Here is a 16,830-nt window from a genome sequence, read left to right as displayed (position 1 = left end):
AAAACAATAGGAACAACAGGACAAAGAAGCTGCTTATATTTAGCAGCTTTTTTCGTCTTCATACATATGTAAAACTTCTTTCGCACGCATACGTAAACCATCTATCAATTCTGTCGGTTCTAAAACTTTTGCATCTTTTCCGAGTCTATAAAATAAAGGGGGAATAAAATTGATTTCTCCTTTATCAATTGTTGAATTTATATATCCTGTCCCATCCTCGTTTACTATAACGAATTCCTCAAGATAAGGGACGCTTTTACATTGGCGTACGCCTTCTGGTGTCAGTAAAACATGTAACTGAGTAGGGATGTGTACTACGTTAGAGTTAGAGGAAAACCACTCTTCTAAATTCATGAATGTATCCTCATTTTCTTTCGTTGATAATATAGAAAGAATACGATCGATGCGATACAGTAATACTTTTTTCCTGTCATAGTCATAGGACGGTAAGTACCATAGCCCGTCATGAGCATATACACCGATAGGATGAACATGTTTTGTTTTTATCCCCGTTTTAGATTCGTATTGAAAGTGTAAATTTTTATTTTCAATAGCCGCTGTTAACACTTCGTTTAAAAGTGGTGTATCAATTGTTCTCTTCGGATTCCAAAAGGCGATATAAGAACGTATTTTGTCAACTTTCGCTTTCGCATCATGTTGTAGGGAGCTATATAGTTTATGTGTAACGGAATTTATTTCTGTGTTAAAAGGTAAGTCTCTGTAGTAGCTTAAAGATTGAAAGGCAAAAAAGATGGAAACTGCTTCTTCTTCGGTAAATAAAATAGGCGGAATTACTCTATTCGTTAATACTTTATATCCTCCGTTGCGACCTTGTTCAGCGTAAATGGGTAATCCCATATCACTTAAATCTAAAATGTATCTATGGACAGTACGAACGGAAATATTAAATTCATCGGCTATTTCTTGAGCAGTAAATGCCTTTTTCGCAGAAGCAAATATAAGAATATCTAATAAGCGTTTAGCTTTTGACAAATGTATCACCTTTTTTCTTTTTAAATATGACATAAATTGTCGTGTTTTATTGTTAGTATATTGTTTACATCATATGTTATCAAGATGAGATGCAAGGAGGAAAAGATATGTCACGTGAAATAGTTTTATTTATTGCGGCGAGCTTAGATGGATATATTGCGAAAGAAAATGATGATTTACAGTGGTTAATGGAAACGGAAGGAGAGGGAGATAACGGTTATACAGAAATGTACGAAACGATTGATACAATAATTATGGGAAAAAGAACGTACAATTATGTAGTAGAGCATACAGAAACATTCCCGTACTTAGATAAAAAATGTTATGTTTTTTCTAATTCGGAAAAAGGTTCAAACGGAAACGTGGAGTTTGTAAATGAAGATGTAGTAGAGTTTACAAAAAGGTTAAAATCGCAAGAAGGATCTAAAATATGGATGGTCGGTGGAGGGAATCTACTGAGAGAATTCTTTAAGAATAATCTAATTGATGAATATGTTGTCACGATTACCCCTCACATATTAGGTTCTGGAGTTCCGTTATTTCAAGATAAGAATCCGGAAATTAATTTAACTTTAACGGATACGAAACGTTTTGGGCAATTTGTAAATTTATATTATAAAGTAAAATGATAAAGAAACACGACTACTGATGGTAGTCGTGTTTCTTTATAGATGGCAATGAAATGATAAAGCAAGACCCGTAATCGACTTCGCTCGTTACAGTAATATTTCCGTCGTGTAGTTCTACAATTTCTTTTACGATAGATAGCCCTAAACCAGTTCCGCCTGTAGATCGTGTTCTTGCTTTATCGACACGGTAAAAGCGGTCAAAAATGTGAGGGAGGTCTTCAGGTGGAATACCTTCGCCTTCATCTTCAATTGTAATGGAGATACGTTTATGTTCTTCTGTAATAGAAATGTTTATATGAGAATGTTCTTTTGAATGTCTATAAGCGTTATTTAAAATGTTTACTATAACTTGTTCAAATCGTTGTTCATCTAAGTTTACTAGCAGTGTAGGAGGACAAGAGAAAGAAACCTTAATATATCTTTCTTTATACATGGCGTTTACTTTTTCAGCTATGCGAGTAAAGAAGGTGTGTAAATGCACTTCCTTTACTTGAATAGAAAAGTTATGTTGTTCCATTTGTGCAAGTGAAAATAAATCTTGAACTAAGTTTGTAATGTAATCAGACTCATCTTTTATAATAGATAAATATCGTAAACGTTGCTCAGGAGAGGTGCTTTCTTTTAATGCAATGTCTGCATAACCTCTTACGTATGTTAACGGTGTTCGTAATTCGTGAGCAACACTTGCTAGAAATTCACTTCGCTCTGTTTTCATATAATGTAGATCATTTGCGAGCGTCTGAATAGATGATGCTAGTTCACCAATTTCATCATTTCGAGTAGTTGTTAATGAAACGGACAAATCACCTTTACTCATTTTTTCAGTGGCATGTTTCATGTGTAACAATGGTTTTGTTAATAATCGAGATAATAGAAAAATGGTGATGACTGTTAGTAGAAATGTGATGATACCGGCAATAATGAATTGTTTCGTTAACCCATTAACCAGCTCTTCAATTGATTCTGTTCCAAGAAACATATACACATACCCTTCATGTTTTCCATCTACTACAATGGGGCTAACTGTACATATATAATTAGATGTTTTCCAATGATTTTCTATAATCGCTCCGTTATGGTCTGTTCGAGTTTGCATTTTACTAATATGATCGTTTATAGTCGTGTTTATTTCGTTAGATTTAGCTAGTATTTCTTTATTTGCATTTGTAATAACGACAGTTGTTTCAGCTTCAGATTCCATTAATGCTACGTGAGAGATGGTTTGCTCATCGTAATATTTTTCAAGTACATCTCGATGACTATTTCCTCGCTTTAATAAAGCTGTCATTTCTTCATTTACTCTAGTGTTTACAAGACTATAATAGAGCAAAATAAAGAGAACACTTTCAATTAAAAGTGTAACAATTAAAAAATAAAATCCGAATTGAATTGAAATTCGTTTCATCGTTTTGCCCCTTACTGTTCAGTATCAATCCATCGATAACCTACTCCATACACGGTTTTTAAATGATGATCAATAGGGAAATTTGCTTTTCGCAATTTATCACGTAAATTACGAATATGTGAATCGACTGTGCGATCTTCTGTATTTGTGTTTAACCCCCAAATTCGTTCGATGAGCTGATCACGGTTTAATACGTAGTTCACATGGCGTAAAAATAATCCGAGTAAAGAAAATTCAATTGGTGTGAGAAGGAGTTCTTCATTATGGACAGAAACGAAGTGTTTTGTTTCATCCCATACAATACCGTGATATTGGATTTGTTTATGTTCATTTGTACGTCTTAAAACGGCTTCAATTCTTGCGAAAAGTTCTTCTTCATGGAAAGGTTTCGTTACGTAATCATCGGCTCCAATTTTTAATCCTTGAACGACATCTACTGTTTGATCACGAGCTGTAACCATAATAATAGGAATGTTACTAAAAGATCGGATTTTTTTGCAGGTTTCCCATCCGTCCATCTTTGGCATCATAATATCGAGTAAAACAAATTTAAAGTTTCGATTTTCTATATGTAAAATAGCTTCTTCTCCTGAAGTCGCACATACGCAGTTATATCCAATTGGTGTAAGATAAAGCGTTAATAATTCAAGCATTCTCGGTTCATCGTCTACAAGCAGTATATCAATCATAGAGAGCCCTCCATATTTATAATCGTTACTTAAAGTGTAATGCAAAATCATGAAGAAATGGTGCAGATTATGATGTGTCTGCATAATTTCTTCAGAATTGCTTGTTATTGTGGAGTTGAAATTACATTTTAGGTAATCATATTGGCTCAAAAATGATTAATACGGAGGCGGTATAGTGAAAAAAATGACCCGAATTTTTGGTATAACAATAATTACAGCAGTTGGTCTTGCTGCATGCGGACAAACGAATACAGACCATAAAAACCATGAATCTACAAAAGAGAAGAAAACAGAGCAAAAGGAAATGAAAATGAATCAGGAGGTAACGGCGCCAAAAGAAATGAACCAAGGTGCATCTAATGATTTATTAACGACAAGTTTAAAAAATGTAACGAGATTAAACACAAATGATCCTTCGCAAATGGCAGTATTAACTTCGCAAACGATATGGCCAGCAACTCATAAGGAGAACCAGCCAGGTGCTGTTATTTTAGTACCAGCAAGCGAGTGGCAATTAGGTATTGCGAGTGCAGATCTTATTCATCATCCGAATAACGGGCCGATTTTATTTATAGAAAAAGAAAAGATACCGGAAATGACGTTAAAAGAAATAAAACGATTAAATCCAATCGGAACGAAAGATGGAACACAAATTATGGTGATGGGAGATGTAGGTACTAGCGCGCTTGAACAATTAAAAGGTTATAAAGTAAAACAAATAAAAGAAACGGACCCAGCTATATTTGCGAAGGATGTTGATAAGGAGTATGCCGATATAACAGGAAGCTACCCAAATAGTGTTATTATCGGTTCGTCTGCAGAAGAAGGACGTTTATATACAACCCCCGCTGTAAATTGGATTTCTCATATGCCGGAACCACTACTCTATACAGAAAAGAATAAAGTGCCAGAAGCGACAATAGAGGCATTAAAAATGAGAAAAGATAAAGCAAATATATATGTATTAGGGCCAGAAAAAATTGTTTCAAAAGAAGTAGAAAAAGAGCTAAGCAAATACGGGAAAGTAACGCGTATTAGTGGAGAGACCCCTACAGAAAACTCGATTGCGTTCGCTAAATTTAAAGATGAAAAAACAAAATTTGGCTGGGGATTCACAAAACCTGGTCACGGTTTATCATTTGTTTCAAGTAAAACACCAGATTTAGCAGTTGCTGGGGCACCTTTTTCACATATGGGTAAACATGCACCTGTTGTATTATTAGAAGAAGGTAAAGCTTCCCAACCAGTGTATGACTTCCTTGCAAGCATTCAGCCGAAGTTTAAAGATGATCCAACACTTGGACCATATAATCACGGTTTCTTATTAGGAAGTACGAGTGATATTTCATTTGAAACACAAGGAATACTAGATGAGAGGTTAGAAATTGTTCAGGAAAGTGGTCAAGGACACGGTGGACATTAATGAAATGAGCAAAGACGCTACTGATATAGCGTCTTTTTTTATTTTCCTCGACAAAATATGACAAAAAAGTTGTAACTGTTTCTGTTATGATAGTTTCGGAAATCTTACATTTTACATAATCGGAGGAAAAGAAATGTATAAAAATTGGGTACTATTGCTTTAACAGGTGCACTTGCTTTTAGTTTAGCTGCTTGTGGTGAAACTGAAGTTAAAGAAGTGAGTAAAAACGATGCTCCTAAACAGGCTGAAAAGAAAGATAAAAAGGAAAAAGCTGAAAGCAAGATTTATAAAATTGGAGATACGGTAGAAGTTAATGGCTTACAACTTACTTTCAGTTCAGCTAAATTCGTTGAGCCTAACGAATACGTAAAAGCTGAAAAAGGGAAAGTACTAGAAATCGCTTTTAATGCTAAAAATAATGGCAAAAAAGATATATATTTTGGAACTTCTGAATTAAAAATTGCTGATACTAACGGCAACCAATTCAAAGAGTACTTTGGTGGGGAAAATACGTTTATAAACGAAAATATTGCGCCAGGTAACCAAATTACAAACAAAATGTTATTTGATGTACCAGAAGGTGATAAGTTTGTTGGTACATTTAAACCTACATTTACATTTGACGAGAAATCAGTGAAATTTGAATTTGAAGTTGCTAAATAAGGAGAGATTGAAATGAAAAGAACAGCTGAATTTGTATTAGGTCTTATTGGAGGTATTTTTGGTATTATTTGTGCATTTGTTGCTTTATTGATCGGCGGTATGGGAGCTGCTTTTGAAGCTGATGGAGCAAATACTGTTATTGGTTTAGGTTGGGGAGCTGTGGCTCTATCGATCTTAGGAATTGTTGGATCTGTTATGGTAAGAAGTAAAGCGAAGGTTGGCGGTATTATGATGACTGTGGCTGCTATCGGTGGATTTATTTGTATTTCTATAATTTACTTATTACCAGGCGTATTACTATTAATCGGTGGGTTAATGGGTATATTCCGTAAGGATAAAGCAACTGTATCTGCATAAAATGAGCACTCGAAAGAGTGCTCTTACTATTTTCATTAAATTAGCATAAACTCCTCTAATCCTAAACCATCAAAACTAAACCTCATATATGAAGTGGAAATATCTATAGAACTTTAAATGAATTCCCTTGGTAGCTAATATCTTGATCCTTGGATTATTCAATTAAATGAACTAAATTACATGTGCATTTTTCATTCATCCAAACAAAGTTCTCTTCATTTGACATACTGTAGAATCCGAAATCATTGTACGTTAAATCAACAATAGATGATAGTATATTTAAAGTTTTCCTGATATTCTCAGAAAAGAAGCTACGAAGGTAACATCTTTTTTCGGAAACTTTTACATAGCAAAAAATCTTCTACTCGTTATATAATAGCCTTCGTGCAGTCGGCTAGATTTTCTTATGGAGAAAATCAAATGATAAAGGAGTAGAGGAGTGGTATTTTGTTTCAAACGATAAAAAATGATTGGTTTTCTAATGTGAGAGGGGACGTGTTATCAGGAATTGTCGTTGCTTTAGCATTAATCCCTGAAGCGATAGCCTTCTCTGTTATTGCAGGCGTGGATCCAACAGTTGGACTATACGCAGCCTTTTGTATTGCAGTTACCATTTCATTTGTTGGCGGAAGAACTGGGATGATTTCAGCTGCAACAGGTGCAATGGCATTATTAATGGTAACGCTTGTTAAAGATCATGGTTTCAATCGGAACGTTTGATTGGAACTCTGTAACAACAATTCATAAAGTACCAAAAGGAAACGCATTTGTTATGATTGTAACAGTTGTGATTGTCCTAATTACACATAATTTAGCATTAGGTGTAATTATCGGAACAGTAATTAGTGCGGTGTTATTTGCATTCAATATGGCAAAGATTCACGTGAAACATTTATATATTGAAAATAAGAAAATATACGAAATTCACGGTCAACTTTTCTTTGTAGCTACAGCCGATTTCATAAATAATTTTTCATTTAAAGAAGATGTAAAAGGAATTGAAATGAATTTTACTCATGCGCACGTATGGGATGATTCAGCAGTGGCATCAATTGATAAAGTTATCATGAAGTATGAACAAAGTGGTGTGAAAGTAACTATAACAGGATTAAATGAACGTAGTTCAAAACTTGTTGCAAATTTAGCGACTTATAATAAAAGAATTGCTAGTTAAAAGCCTCCTTTTTAGGGGGCTTTATTATATAATACGAATAGGATAACGAAAAGGGGATTCAGCATATGTACAAACAAATTATATTAGCATGTGACGGTTCTGAACATGCACTTCGAGCAGCGGAGCATGCAACCTATATTGCGAAATGTAGCGAAGAAACAAATGTAGAAGTTGTGTACGTAGTAGATAATAGAACGGCAAAATCAGATATTATACAAGGTCAAACAGATTTAGAAACAATATCGGCTAGTCGAAAAGATAAATTAAAAGAGATTGAAGGTTTATTAAAGAAAGAGAACATTTCTTATACAATTACGATATTACATGGTGATCCTGGAGATACAATTGTTCAATATGTAAATACAGGAGATATAGATCTTGTCATTGCTGGAAGTAGAGGGCTCAATACACTGCAAGAAATGGTGCTGGGAAGTGTAAGTCATAAAATAGCAAAGCGTGTGAAATGTCCAGTGATGATTGTAAAATGAAATAGAATGTAACGAAGACCTTAGTATAACTGAGGTCTTTTTTTATGTATAAATGACTCTTATTTGTGGAAATACTAGATATATAAGTTGAAAAGATGTTAACTTACAAATTTGTAAGTTAGTTGTTAGAGAAATCGATGTTATGAAATTTTTCCCATTGGTAAAATAAAAGTATCAAAGGGGAGATAGGGAGGATGGAAGTAATGAAATCATTTCAAAATTTGTCATATAGCCAAGGTGTCAGTCTTATTTGTTTAGGGGGATTTGCTGCATCTGTTACGTTAGCTGTTTTAATAAAGGTGTTTCATCAAATCTTTTAATCTTATAGTAGGGAAGGAATTGGTTGTTATCATTAGTAGGAACAGCAATGAAAATAAAAAATAGCTCTTAGCATGTATGTAAATGCTAAGAGCTATTTTTATGCTTGTTATATATTATTTAAGCTTGTTTTGATTTTACTGACCCTGTCTTTAAAGTAAGAGCAAGGAAGAACATTGCAAGTACGCAAGATGCAAGTAATAAGATGAATCCGCCATCCCATCCGAATGCATCTACGATAAAGCCCATAGCTGCACTAGCGAAAGCAGCTCCGCCTAAGTAACCGAAGAATCCAGTTAAGCCTGCTGCAGTTCCAGCAGCTTTCTTTGGTGCTAAATCTAGAGCGTGTAGACCAATTAACATAACCGGTCCGTAAATTAAAAATCCAATTGCGACAAGTGCGATACTATCAACCATTGGATTACCAGGAGGGTTTAACCAGTAAACAAGAACTGCGATAAATACACCAACCATAAATAAAATACCAGCAGGTGCACGACGTCCTTTAAATAGTTTATCACTCATCCATCCGCAAAGAAGTGTACCTGGAATACCAGCCCATTCATATAGAGCGTAAGCAGTACGTGAGCTACTATGAGTAAAGCTTTTTTCTTCTACTAAATAAGTAGGAGCCCAGTCTACAACGCCGTAACGCACGAAATATACGAAAACGTTCGCAATAGCGATGTACCATAAAAACTTATTGTTTAATACGTATTTAAATAAAATTTCCTTTACTGAAAGCTCGCGTTCGCGATCTTTTACTTTTTCATCTGGTGGATATTCTCCAGTATGTTCTTCAATAGAAGGTAGTCCACAAGATTGAGGCGTATCTTTCATTGTAATTAATACATAAATACCAACTAAAATTGAAAGAATACCTGGGAAGTAAAAAATACTTTTCCAGTCATCTGCGAAGAAGTATAAGCCTAATGTTACAAGGGAAGGCATAAGCGCTCCGCCAACATTATGAGCGACGTTCCAAATAGACATTTTTGTACCACGTTCGCTAATAGAGAACCAGTGAACCATCGTACGACCACAAGGAGGCCATCCCATACCTTGTACCCATCCATTTAAAAACTGAAGTACAAACATAAGTATAATGCTCGTTGTAATGAAAGAAAATGAGCCGAAAATAATATTAATGATACCTGATAAAAATAGCCCAGCTGCTAAAAAGTAGCGAGGATTACAACGATCGGATACGATACCCATAAGAAATTTACTTAATCCGTAAGCGATAGAAACTGCTGAAAGGATAACCCCAAGTTCCCCTTTACTAAAGCCTTGCTCGATTAAGTATGGCATTGCTAGTGAAAAGTTTTTTCGAACAAAGTAGTAACCTGCATAACCGATGAAGATACCTAAGAATACTTGTAAACGTAATTTACGGTATTCGCTATCAACGCGATCAGCTGGTAAGCGTTCCGCGTGGGGCGCAGGTTTAAATAATTGTGTGAAAAACATAAAATGAAAATCCTCCCCTAATTAATTCGAAGCGTTTTAAGACAGAGAACATAAAAAGGCCATGAAATATAAAAAAGTTTCCTTTTTTATGATTCATAGCCGTGTACTCCGTTTCTCCGTGACTGTCAATATTAACTTCGTCGAAAATTATACAACTTTGTGACAAAAATGTAAACGTTTTTATGAATAAAAGTATTGACGGATTTTGTTCGTGGGATTAATATTTAAATACATTAAATATTTTATTGTTTAAATAAGAGGTGGATAACATGCCAAATGATATGACGCATATCGATAAAATTCAAGCTCTTGCCTTTTCGATTGGAAAGAAAATGCAGACGGAGTTATTAGAACAAATGCAAGCGACAGGACTTACACCACCGCAGTTTTATATTTTAAAGATTCTAGATCATTATGGGGCTTCAAGAGCGACAACATTAGCGAAAAAGATGTATGTGAAGCCTAGCGCGATTACAGTGATGATTGATCGTCTAATCGATCAAGAACTTGTAGAACGCTATCACGACAAAGATGACCGTCGCGTTGTCATCATCGAGTTAACGAAAAAGGGGAAAGCTAGAGTAGAAGAGGCAATGACAGCTCGTAACGAGCACATTGCAAAATACTTTTCACATTTAGAGTTGCAAGAAAGAGAAGATTTATTACGTCTCTTTGAGAAGTTAGAAACCATTATTTGCGGGACACAAGAGAAAAAAGAGAATAAATAAGAGGAATTGAGGAGATTACATGGAGCAACAAGAAAATCAAAATAGAAAGTTGTTGTTAATCGGTTTAATTATCGCGATGCTATTTGCTGCATTAGATGGAACAATTGTTGGTACAGCAATGCCACGTATCGTCGGTGACCTAGGTGGATTAAGTTTAATGACATGGTTAACGACAGCTTATATGTTAACATCAACGACAGTTGTACCAATTGCAGGTAAATTAGCGGATTTACTTGGTCGTCGTAACGTATATATAACAGGGCTAGTTATTTTCATGATTGGTTCGGCGTTATGTGGCATGGCAAATGGTATGACAGAATTAATTATTTTCCGTGGTATTCAAGGTCTTGGTGGCGGTATTATGATGCCAATGGCTATGATTATTATTGGAGATATGTTCACGGGAAAAGAACGTGCAAAATGGCAAGGTATTTTTGGTGCGTTATACGGCCTTGCTTCTGTAATTGGACCACAAGTTGGTGGTTGGATTGTAGATGCAGTGAACTGGAGATGGGTATTCTACATTAACTTACCGGTTGGTATTTTAGCAACAATCTTTATTGCAATGGGATTAAAATCGCATAAACAAACAGGACCAATTAAAATTGATATCGCTGGAATCTTTACGATGATTCTCGGTGTTGTAAGTTTATTACTTGCGCTAACGTTTGGCGGAAAAGATTATGCATGGGATTCTTGGCAAATTATCGGTTTATTTGCACTAGCTGTAATTGGTATCGTTAGCTTTGTTATCGTTGAAACGAAAGCTGAAGAGCCAATTTTACCAATGCATTTCTTTAAAAATCGCACATTTACAATACTGAATGCGATTGGATTCTTTATGAGTATTGGAATGTTCGGCGCGATTATGTTCGTACCATTCTTCATGCAAGGTATTGTAGGAGTAAGTGCTGCTGAATCAGGAACAATTATGACTCCAATGATGATTACAATGATTGTGATGAGTATTATCGGTGGGCAACTTGTATTAAAAGTTGGTGTAAAACCACAAATTATCGCAGGTATGCTTATTATGGCCGGTGGTTTCTGGTTATTAACAACGATGGATATGCACACAACGAAGCTTACAGCTACTTCTTATATGATGGTTATCGGTTTAGGAATGGGTCTTGTAATGCCGACATTAACATTAGCGTTACAAGAAAGCTTCCCGAAAAAAGACCTTGGTGTTGTAACATCATCAAGTCAGTTCTTCCGACAAATCGGTGGTACATTTGGTATTACAATTTTAGGATCAATTATGAATAACACTTCAGGTACGACATTAACAAAGAATTTAGTACCTGTATTAGATACATTCCCGAAAGAAGCGGGACAAATGGTAACGAAATTTAAAGATATGATTCACACAGATCCACAAGGTTTATATTCGATGCTATTTAGCCCAGAGGCATTAAAACAAATGCCAGAAGCGTTCGCTAACAGTATTGTACCTATTTTGAAAAACTCTTTAGTAGACTCGCTTCATACTGTATTCTTAACAGGATTAGTATTTATCGTAGTAGGTGCCATCTTTACGATTTTCTTACAAAAAATTAAATTATCAGATCGTAAAAAAGATGCTAAAGAGCCTGTTGTAGAAGAAAAAGAAAAAGAAAAAACTGTATCATACTCGTAATGAAGAAGCATCGCCTTATGGCGGTGCTTTTTTGAGTATAACCTTAAAAGCTTTTTAGTGAGAAATGATTGACGTATTTTTAGAAATACGTTATATTATTTTCTGTAAACGGTTACATGAAATGAGGAGAAAAGAGAATGAGTACGATCAAAGACGTTGCGAAATTAGCGGGAGTATCTGTTGCGACCGTTTCCAGAGTTCTAAATAAAAATGGATATGTTCACGAAGATACATTAAAAAAGGTAGAACGTGCAATTGAGATGTTAGATTATAAGCCTAGTACAGTAGCGCGTTCACTGTATAATAAAAAGTCTCGTTTAATTGGCTTAGTTGTTCCAAATATCGTGAATCCATTCTTTCCGGAAGTTGCACGTGCCGTAGAAGATGTAGCACATAAACAAGGTTACACAGTTGTCCTTTGTAACTCTGATGAAAGTTTAGAAAAAGAGAAACAATATATTGATGTACTTAGACAAAATAATGTAGATGGATTTATTGTAGCAACGAATCCACAAAATAGTGTTAATTACATGAATGTATCTGTTCCAGTTGTTGCGATTGACCGTATGTTTAATGAGCGTATTCCTACTGTATATGCAGATAACTATGCAGGAAGTCAGGCTGCGACAAAGTTGTTACTAGATAAAGGATGTAAACATATTGCACATATTCGCGGTCCACGTGATGTGAGTACTGCAAATGAACGCTTTGAAGGTTTTGTAGACGTTATTACGCAAAATAATCTTTCGTATATGATTGCAGAGAGTACGTTTGATCCAGCAAATAGTGAGCGTGTAGCGATGGAATTATTAGAAGAATACCCGCATATTGATGGTATTGTTGCTGGGAATGATTTAATTGCGATCGGTATTGTAAAGGCTGCACTTCAAAAGGGGATTGTCATTCCAAATGATTTGCAAATTATCGGATTTGATGGCATTTCTTTAACGGAAATGATGTATCCATCTATTACGACAGTTGCACAACCAATATATGAAATGGGGAAAATTGCAACAGAGTTGTTGTTAGAGCAAATGGAAGGAAATACATTAAAAGAGAAACACTATCGTTTGCCGATTGAAATTATAGAACGAAATACAACGAAGTAAGGAGATGAAACAGATGCCAAATATTGCAGTAGTAGGGAGCATTTCAATGGACTTAGTGGCTGTTTCAAAAAAACGGCCGAAAGCAGGAGAAACAGTAATTGGTGAAGCGTTTCATACAATTCCAGGAGGGAAAGGAGCAAACCAAGCAGTTGCTGCAGCTAGATTAGGAGCAAATGTAGCAATGGTTGGAGCGGTAGGAAATGATGATTATGGAACAGTAGTTAGAAAAAATCTAGAGAACGAACGCATTTTTATCGATTATGTGGTACCGGTTACAGATAGAACGACAGGAATTGCTCATATCGTTTTAGCAGAAGAAGATAACAGTATTGTTGTCGTACAAGGGGCGAATGCTCTTGTAAATAAGTCAGTTGTAGATCGCTCCAAAGACCTTCTTGTAAAAGCGGATATGGTTGTTCTTCAACTAGAAATTCCACTTGAAACAGTAAAATATGTATTGGCTATTTGTGAGGAACATAATATTCCTGTTATGTTGAATCCAGCGCCAGCACAAGTTTTATCAGAAGAAATTTTAGAAAAAGCGACTTATATTACGCCAAATGAACATGAGTGCCGCATCGTATTAGATGATTTTACATCACCAATTGAAGATTTATTGGCGAAGTATCCCAATAAATTATTGATGACAGAAGGTTCTAACGGTGTTCGTTTCCATAATGGCACGGAGATTGTACATGTTCCTAGCATTGCTGTTGATGTAGTGGATACAACTGGAGCTGGTGATACATTTAATGGTGCGTTAGCAGTTGCACTTTCTGAAGGAGAGACACTTCAAAAAGCAATTCGTTTCGCGAATATTGCCGGTGGTCTTTCTGTAACGAAACTTGGGGCGCAAGGCGGCATGCCAACGAGAGATAAAGTACGTGAAGTGCAGGTGATTGTTGGATGAAGAAACACGGCGTATTAAACAGTGAGATTGCATCAATCCTTGCTTTACTTGGGCATACGGATACGATTGTAATTGCTGATTGCGGTTTACCAATTCCTGGCGGAGTAAAAAGAATTGATTTAGCTGTTGAAATTGGAAAACCTAGCTTTTTAGATGTATTGCAAGTGGTAGCTGATGATATGGCAATCGAAAAAGTGACGTTAGCAGAAGAAGTTATTATAAATAATGCGGAAGTAAATAAAGAAATAGAGCAGAAATTAATAGAGCCAGCATTTGAGTATGTATCTCATGAGCAATTTAAAGAGCATACAAAGAAAGCGAAGGCGATTATTCGTACAGGCGAGGCTACGCCTTATGCAAATGTAATTTTACATGCAGGCGTGATTTTTTAATAAAGGGAAGTGATGGGAATGCATATTGAAATGAAAAACATTTCAAAGGCGTTCAATGGAAATCCTGTTTTGAAGAATGCACAGTTTATGATTGAAACAGGAGAAGTCCATGCATTGATGGGGGAAAATGGAGCGGGTAAATCAACGCTCATGAAGATTTTAACAGGTGTATACAAAAAAGATGGTGGGACAATCACGATTGATGGGCAAGAGCGCACCTTTAAAAATGCGAAAGAAGCTGAAGAGTACGGCATCGCATTTATACATCAAGAACTAAACATATTGCCGAATTTAACAGTAGCTGAAAATATGTTTCTCGGCAAAGAGTTAATGTATGGGAAAACAGGTATTTTACGCACTCGACAAATGAACGCGATTGCGCAGCAGCAACTAGCGGAGTTAGGGTTGCATGTAAGAGGCGCTATGTTAGCAGAGGAATTATCGGTTGGACAACAGCAAATTATCGAAATTGCGAAAGCATTAATGACAAACGCGAGCGTTATTATTATGGATGAACCTACTGCGGCACTGACGGATCGTGAAATCGAAACGCTCTTTACAGTAATCAATAAGTTACGTAAAGAAGGTGTTTCATTCGTGTACATTTCGCATCGTATGGAAGAGATTTTCTCAATATGTGATGCTATTACGATTTTGCGTGATGGAGAATTCGTCGGAAAGAGATTAATTCCAGAAACATCATTTGATGAAGTAGTGAGTATGATGGTGGGGCGCAGCATTGGTGAACGTTACCCAGAGCGAAATAGTCAAATTGGTGATGTCATTTTTGAAATGCGTAACGGAACGAAGAAAGGGAAATTTGAAAATGTTTCGTTTCAAGTGAGGAAAGGTGAAATCCTTGGTGTAGCTGGTTTGATGGGGGCTGGTCGCACTGATATTATGAAAGCGATATTTGGTTATGAACCTTTAGACTCTGGACAAATTTTTATAAATGGACAAGAAGTAAAGATTGATAGTCCAATAGATGCAATTAGACAAAGAATTGCTTTCATTACAGAAGATAGAAAGTCTGAAGGATTAGTGTTAGGTTTTTCAATTCGAGAAAATTTAGCTTTACCAAATTTAGAAAGTCTTTCAAAGGGAAGTGTTCTAAGCAACGAGCTAGAACAACAGTTTACGGCGGATATGATGAAACTTCTTAATGTGAAAGCATCTAGCGGAGAGCAGGCAGTGAAATCTCTTTCTGGTGGAAATCAGCAAAAGGTTGTAATCGCAAAATGGCTAGGCATTCATCCGCAGTTACTCATTTTAGATGAACCAACAAGGGGTGTTGATGTTGGAGCGAAAAAAGAAATTTACTCTATTATGAATAAGCTTACGGAGCAAGGAGATGCCGTTATTATGGTATCATCTGAGCTTCCAGAAGTTTTAGGGATGAGTGATCGTGTTCTTGTTATTCATGAAGGAAAAGTAGGCGGAATTTTAGGGAAAGATGAGGCATCACAAGAGTCTATTATGGCACTAGCTACAGGGGGAGAGTAAGGATGACTAAGAAGGGGAATGTATTACAACAACTCGGTTCTTTAATCGGTTTAGTATTAATTATCGTCGTAATTACAGCTTTAAATCCAGCGTTTATTGAAATTCCAAATTTATTTAATATACTGCGTCAAGTATCGATTAATGCGCTTATTGCATTCGGAATGACCTTTGTAATTTTAACAGGGGGTATTGACTTATCGGTAGGTTCTATTTTAGCATTATCAAGTGCACTTGTTGCTGGAATGATGGCAAGTGGCATGGATCCGTTCCTTGCAATGGCAGTTGGATTATTAGCAGGTCTTGTAATGGGAATTGTAAACGGTATCATCATTGCGAAAGGAAAAGTAGCTCCATTTATTGCAACTTTGGCAACAATGACTATTTTTCGTGGGTTGACGCTTGTTTATATGGACGGACGTCCGATCACTGGTCTTGGTGATCATTTAATGTTCCAAATGTTTGGCCGCGGTTATTTTCTTGGTATTCCGGTACCAGCTGTTACAATGATGATCGCTTTCGCAGTACTGTACTTCATTTTGAAGAAAACGACATTTGGTCGCCGTACATTTGCAATTGGTGGAAATGAAGAAGCAGCAGCACTATCAGGTATTAATGTTACGAGAATTAAAGTAATGATTTACGGTCTTTCCGGAATTTTGGCAGCGCTTGCAGGTATTGTCTTAACATCACGATTAGATTCTGCACAGCCGACTGCAGGTACTTCTTATGAATTAGATGCAATTGCAGCAGTTGTATTAGGTGGAACAAGTCTTTCTGGGGGAAGAGGATGGATTGTTGGTACATTCATCGGTGTACTTATTATCGGTGTATTAAATAACGGTTTAAATTTATTAGGTGTATCTTCTTTCTTCCAACAAGTTGTAAAAGGACTTGTAATCTTACTAGCTGTATTAATTGATCGCAGAAAAGAAGCGTAATG

The 16,830-nt window shown here is 36.0% G+C and carries 17 protein-coding genes and 1 pseudogene; 14 read left to right on the top strand and 4 right to left on the bottom strand.

From position 1 onward, the window contains the following. Positions 1 to 39: 39 nt before the first annotated feature. Entirely contained in the window at positions 40 to 1,026 is a 987-nt protein-coding gene (locus D1166_RS16300) for a helix-turn-helix transcriptional regulator (RefSeq protein WP_118043357.1), read from the bottom strand. Between the two features lie 74 nt (positions 1,027 to 1,100). Here D1166_RS16300 and D1166_RS16295 point away from each other — a divergent pair, with 74 nt between their 5' ends. Then, entirely contained in the window at positions 1,101 to 1,622 is a 522-nt protein-coding gene (locus D1166_RS16295; RefSeq protein ID WP_000085800.1) for a dihydrofolate reductase family protein, read from the top strand. Positions 1,623 to 1,635: 13 nt separating this feature from the next. On the opposite strand, the gene D1166_RS16290 is transcribed toward D1166_RS16295, so the two are convergent. Beyond that, positions 1,636 to 3,027 carry a sensor histidine kinase gene (locus D1166_RS16290; protein WP_000822522.1) on the bottom strand — a complete coding sequence of 464 codons (1,392 nt, stop codon included), beginning with the start codon at positions 3,025 to 3,027 and terminating at the stop codon, positions 1,636 to 1,638. A gap of 11 nt (positions 3,028 to 3,038) precedes the next feature. Then, positions 3,039 to 3,716, bottom strand: a complete 678-nt coding sequence (locus D1166_RS16285) for a response regulator transcription factor (RefSeq protein WP_000565475.1) — start codon at positions 3,714 to 3,716, stop codon at positions 3,039 to 3,041. 175 nt (positions 3,717 to 3,891) lie between these two features. Between D1166_RS16285 and D1166_RS16280 the strand changes: the two genes are divergently transcribed. The 6 genes and pseudogenes from D1166_RS16280 to D1166_RS16255 all read left to right on the top strand — a co-directional run bounded on the left by D1166_RS16280 (position 3,892) and on the right by D1166_RS16255 (position 8,141). Continuing rightward, positions 3,892 to 5,139: a hypothetical protein gene (locus D1166_RS16280; protein ID WP_006918012.1), complete on the top strand. Its 1,248-nt coding sequence runs from the start codon at positions 3,892 to 3,894 to the stop codon at positions 5,137 to 5,139. Positions 5,140 to 5,283: 144 nt separating this feature from the next. After that, positions 5,284 to 5,802, top strand: coding sequence for a DUF4352 domain-containing protein (locus D1166_RS16275; protein WP_118043356.1), 519 nt, complete (start codon positions 5,284 to 5,286; stop codon positions 5,800 to 5,802). Positions 5,803 to 5,814: 12 nt separating this feature from the next. Then, on the top strand, positions 5,815 to 6,159 hold the full coding sequence (locus D1166_RS16270; RefSeq protein WP_000831286.1) for a DUF4064 domain-containing protein: 345 nt from the start codon (positions 5,815 to 5,817) through the stop codon (positions 6,157 to 6,159). Positions 6,160 to 6,606: 447 nt separating this feature from the next. Next, positions 6,607 to 7,333 (top strand): annotated as a pseudogene (locus tag D1166_RS16265) (SulP family inorganic anion transporter). 65 nt (positions 7,334 to 7,398) lie between these two features. Further along, entirely contained in the window at positions 7,399 to 7,821 is a 423-nt protein-coding gene (locus tag D1166_RS16260) for a universal stress protein (RefSeq protein ID WP_000277999.1), read from the top strand. Positions 7,822 to 8,024: 203 nt separating this feature from the next. Next, entirely contained in the window at positions 8,025 to 8,141 is a 117-nt protein-coding gene (locus tag D1166_RS16255) for a DUF4027 family protein (RefSeq protein ID WP_000834733.1), read from the top strand. A 118-nt stretch (positions 8,142 to 8,259) separates the two neighbouring features. On the opposite strand, the gene glpT is transcribed toward D1166_RS16255, so the two are convergent. Further along, on the bottom strand, positions 8,260 to 9,609 hold the full coding sequence (glpT, locus tag D1166_RS16250; RefSeq protein WP_000466383.1) for a glycerol-3-phosphate transporter: 1,350 nt from the start codon (positions 9,607 to 9,609) through the stop codon (positions 8,260 to 8,262). 269 nt (positions 9,610 to 9,878) lie between these two features. Here glpT and D1166_RS16245 point away from each other — a divergent pair, with 269 nt between their 5' ends. From D1166_RS16245 to D1166_RS16215, 7 genes are all read left to right on the top strand, one after another. Next, complete coding sequence (locus D1166_RS16245) at positions 9,879 to 10,337, top strand: MarR family winged helix-turn-helix transcriptional regulator (RefSeq protein WP_089170418.1); 459 nt, start codon at positions 9,879 to 9,881, stop codon at positions 10,335 to 10,337. 19 nt (positions 10,338 to 10,356) lie between these two features. Further along, positions 10,357 to 11,976 (top strand): MDR family MFS transporter, encoded by a 1,620-nt coding sequence (locus D1166_RS16240; RefSeq protein ID WP_097861490.1) that lies wholly within the window; start codon positions 10,357 to 10,359, stop codon positions 11,974 to 11,976. Positions 11,977 to 12,113: 137 nt separating this feature from the next. Next, a complete protein-coding gene (gene rbsR, locus D1166_RS16235; RefSeq protein ID WP_047385621.1) occupies positions 12,114 to 13,085 on the top strand; it encodes a ribose operon transcriptional repressor RbsR in 972 nt (323 codons plus the stop codon). 13 nt (positions 13,086 to 13,098) lie between these two features. Then, positions 13,099 to 13,995, top strand: a complete 897-nt coding sequence (gene rbsK, locus D1166_RS16230) for a ribokinase (RefSeq protein ID WP_001132864.1) — start codon at positions 13,099 to 13,101, stop codon at positions 13,993 to 13,995. Then, a complete protein-coding gene (gene rbsD, locus D1166_RS16225; RefSeq protein WP_097855837.1) occupies positions 13,992 to 14,387 on the top strand; it encodes a D-ribose pyranase in 396 nt (131 codons plus the stop codon). Before rbsK ends, rbsD begins: the two co-directional genes overlap by 4 nt. 18 nt (positions 14,388 to 14,405) lie before the next feature. Further along, complete coding sequence (gene rbsA, locus D1166_RS16220; RefSeq protein ID WP_097855847.1) at positions 14,406 to 15,890, top strand: ribose ABC transporter ATP-binding protein RbsA; 1,485 nt, start codon at positions 14,406 to 14,408, stop codon at positions 15,888 to 15,890. Positions 15,891 to 15,892: 2 nt separating this feature from the next. Beyond that, positions 15,893 to 16,828: an ABC transporter permease subunit gene (locus D1166_RS16215; RefSeq protein ID WP_000162129.1), complete on the top strand. Its 936-nt coding sequence runs from the start codon at positions 15,893 to 15,895 to the stop codon at positions 16,826 to 16,828. Positions 16,829 to 16,830: the final 2 nt, after the last annotated feature.

This window comes from Bacillus sp. ISO11 (genome assembly GCF_003458115.1).
Classification (GTDB): domain Bacteria; phylum Bacillota; class Bacilli; order Bacillales; family Bacillaceae_G; genus Bacillus_A; species Bacillus_A cereus.
Note: the sequence above shows the minus strand (reverse complement) of the source record. Positions and strands in the feature narration are given on the sequence as shown.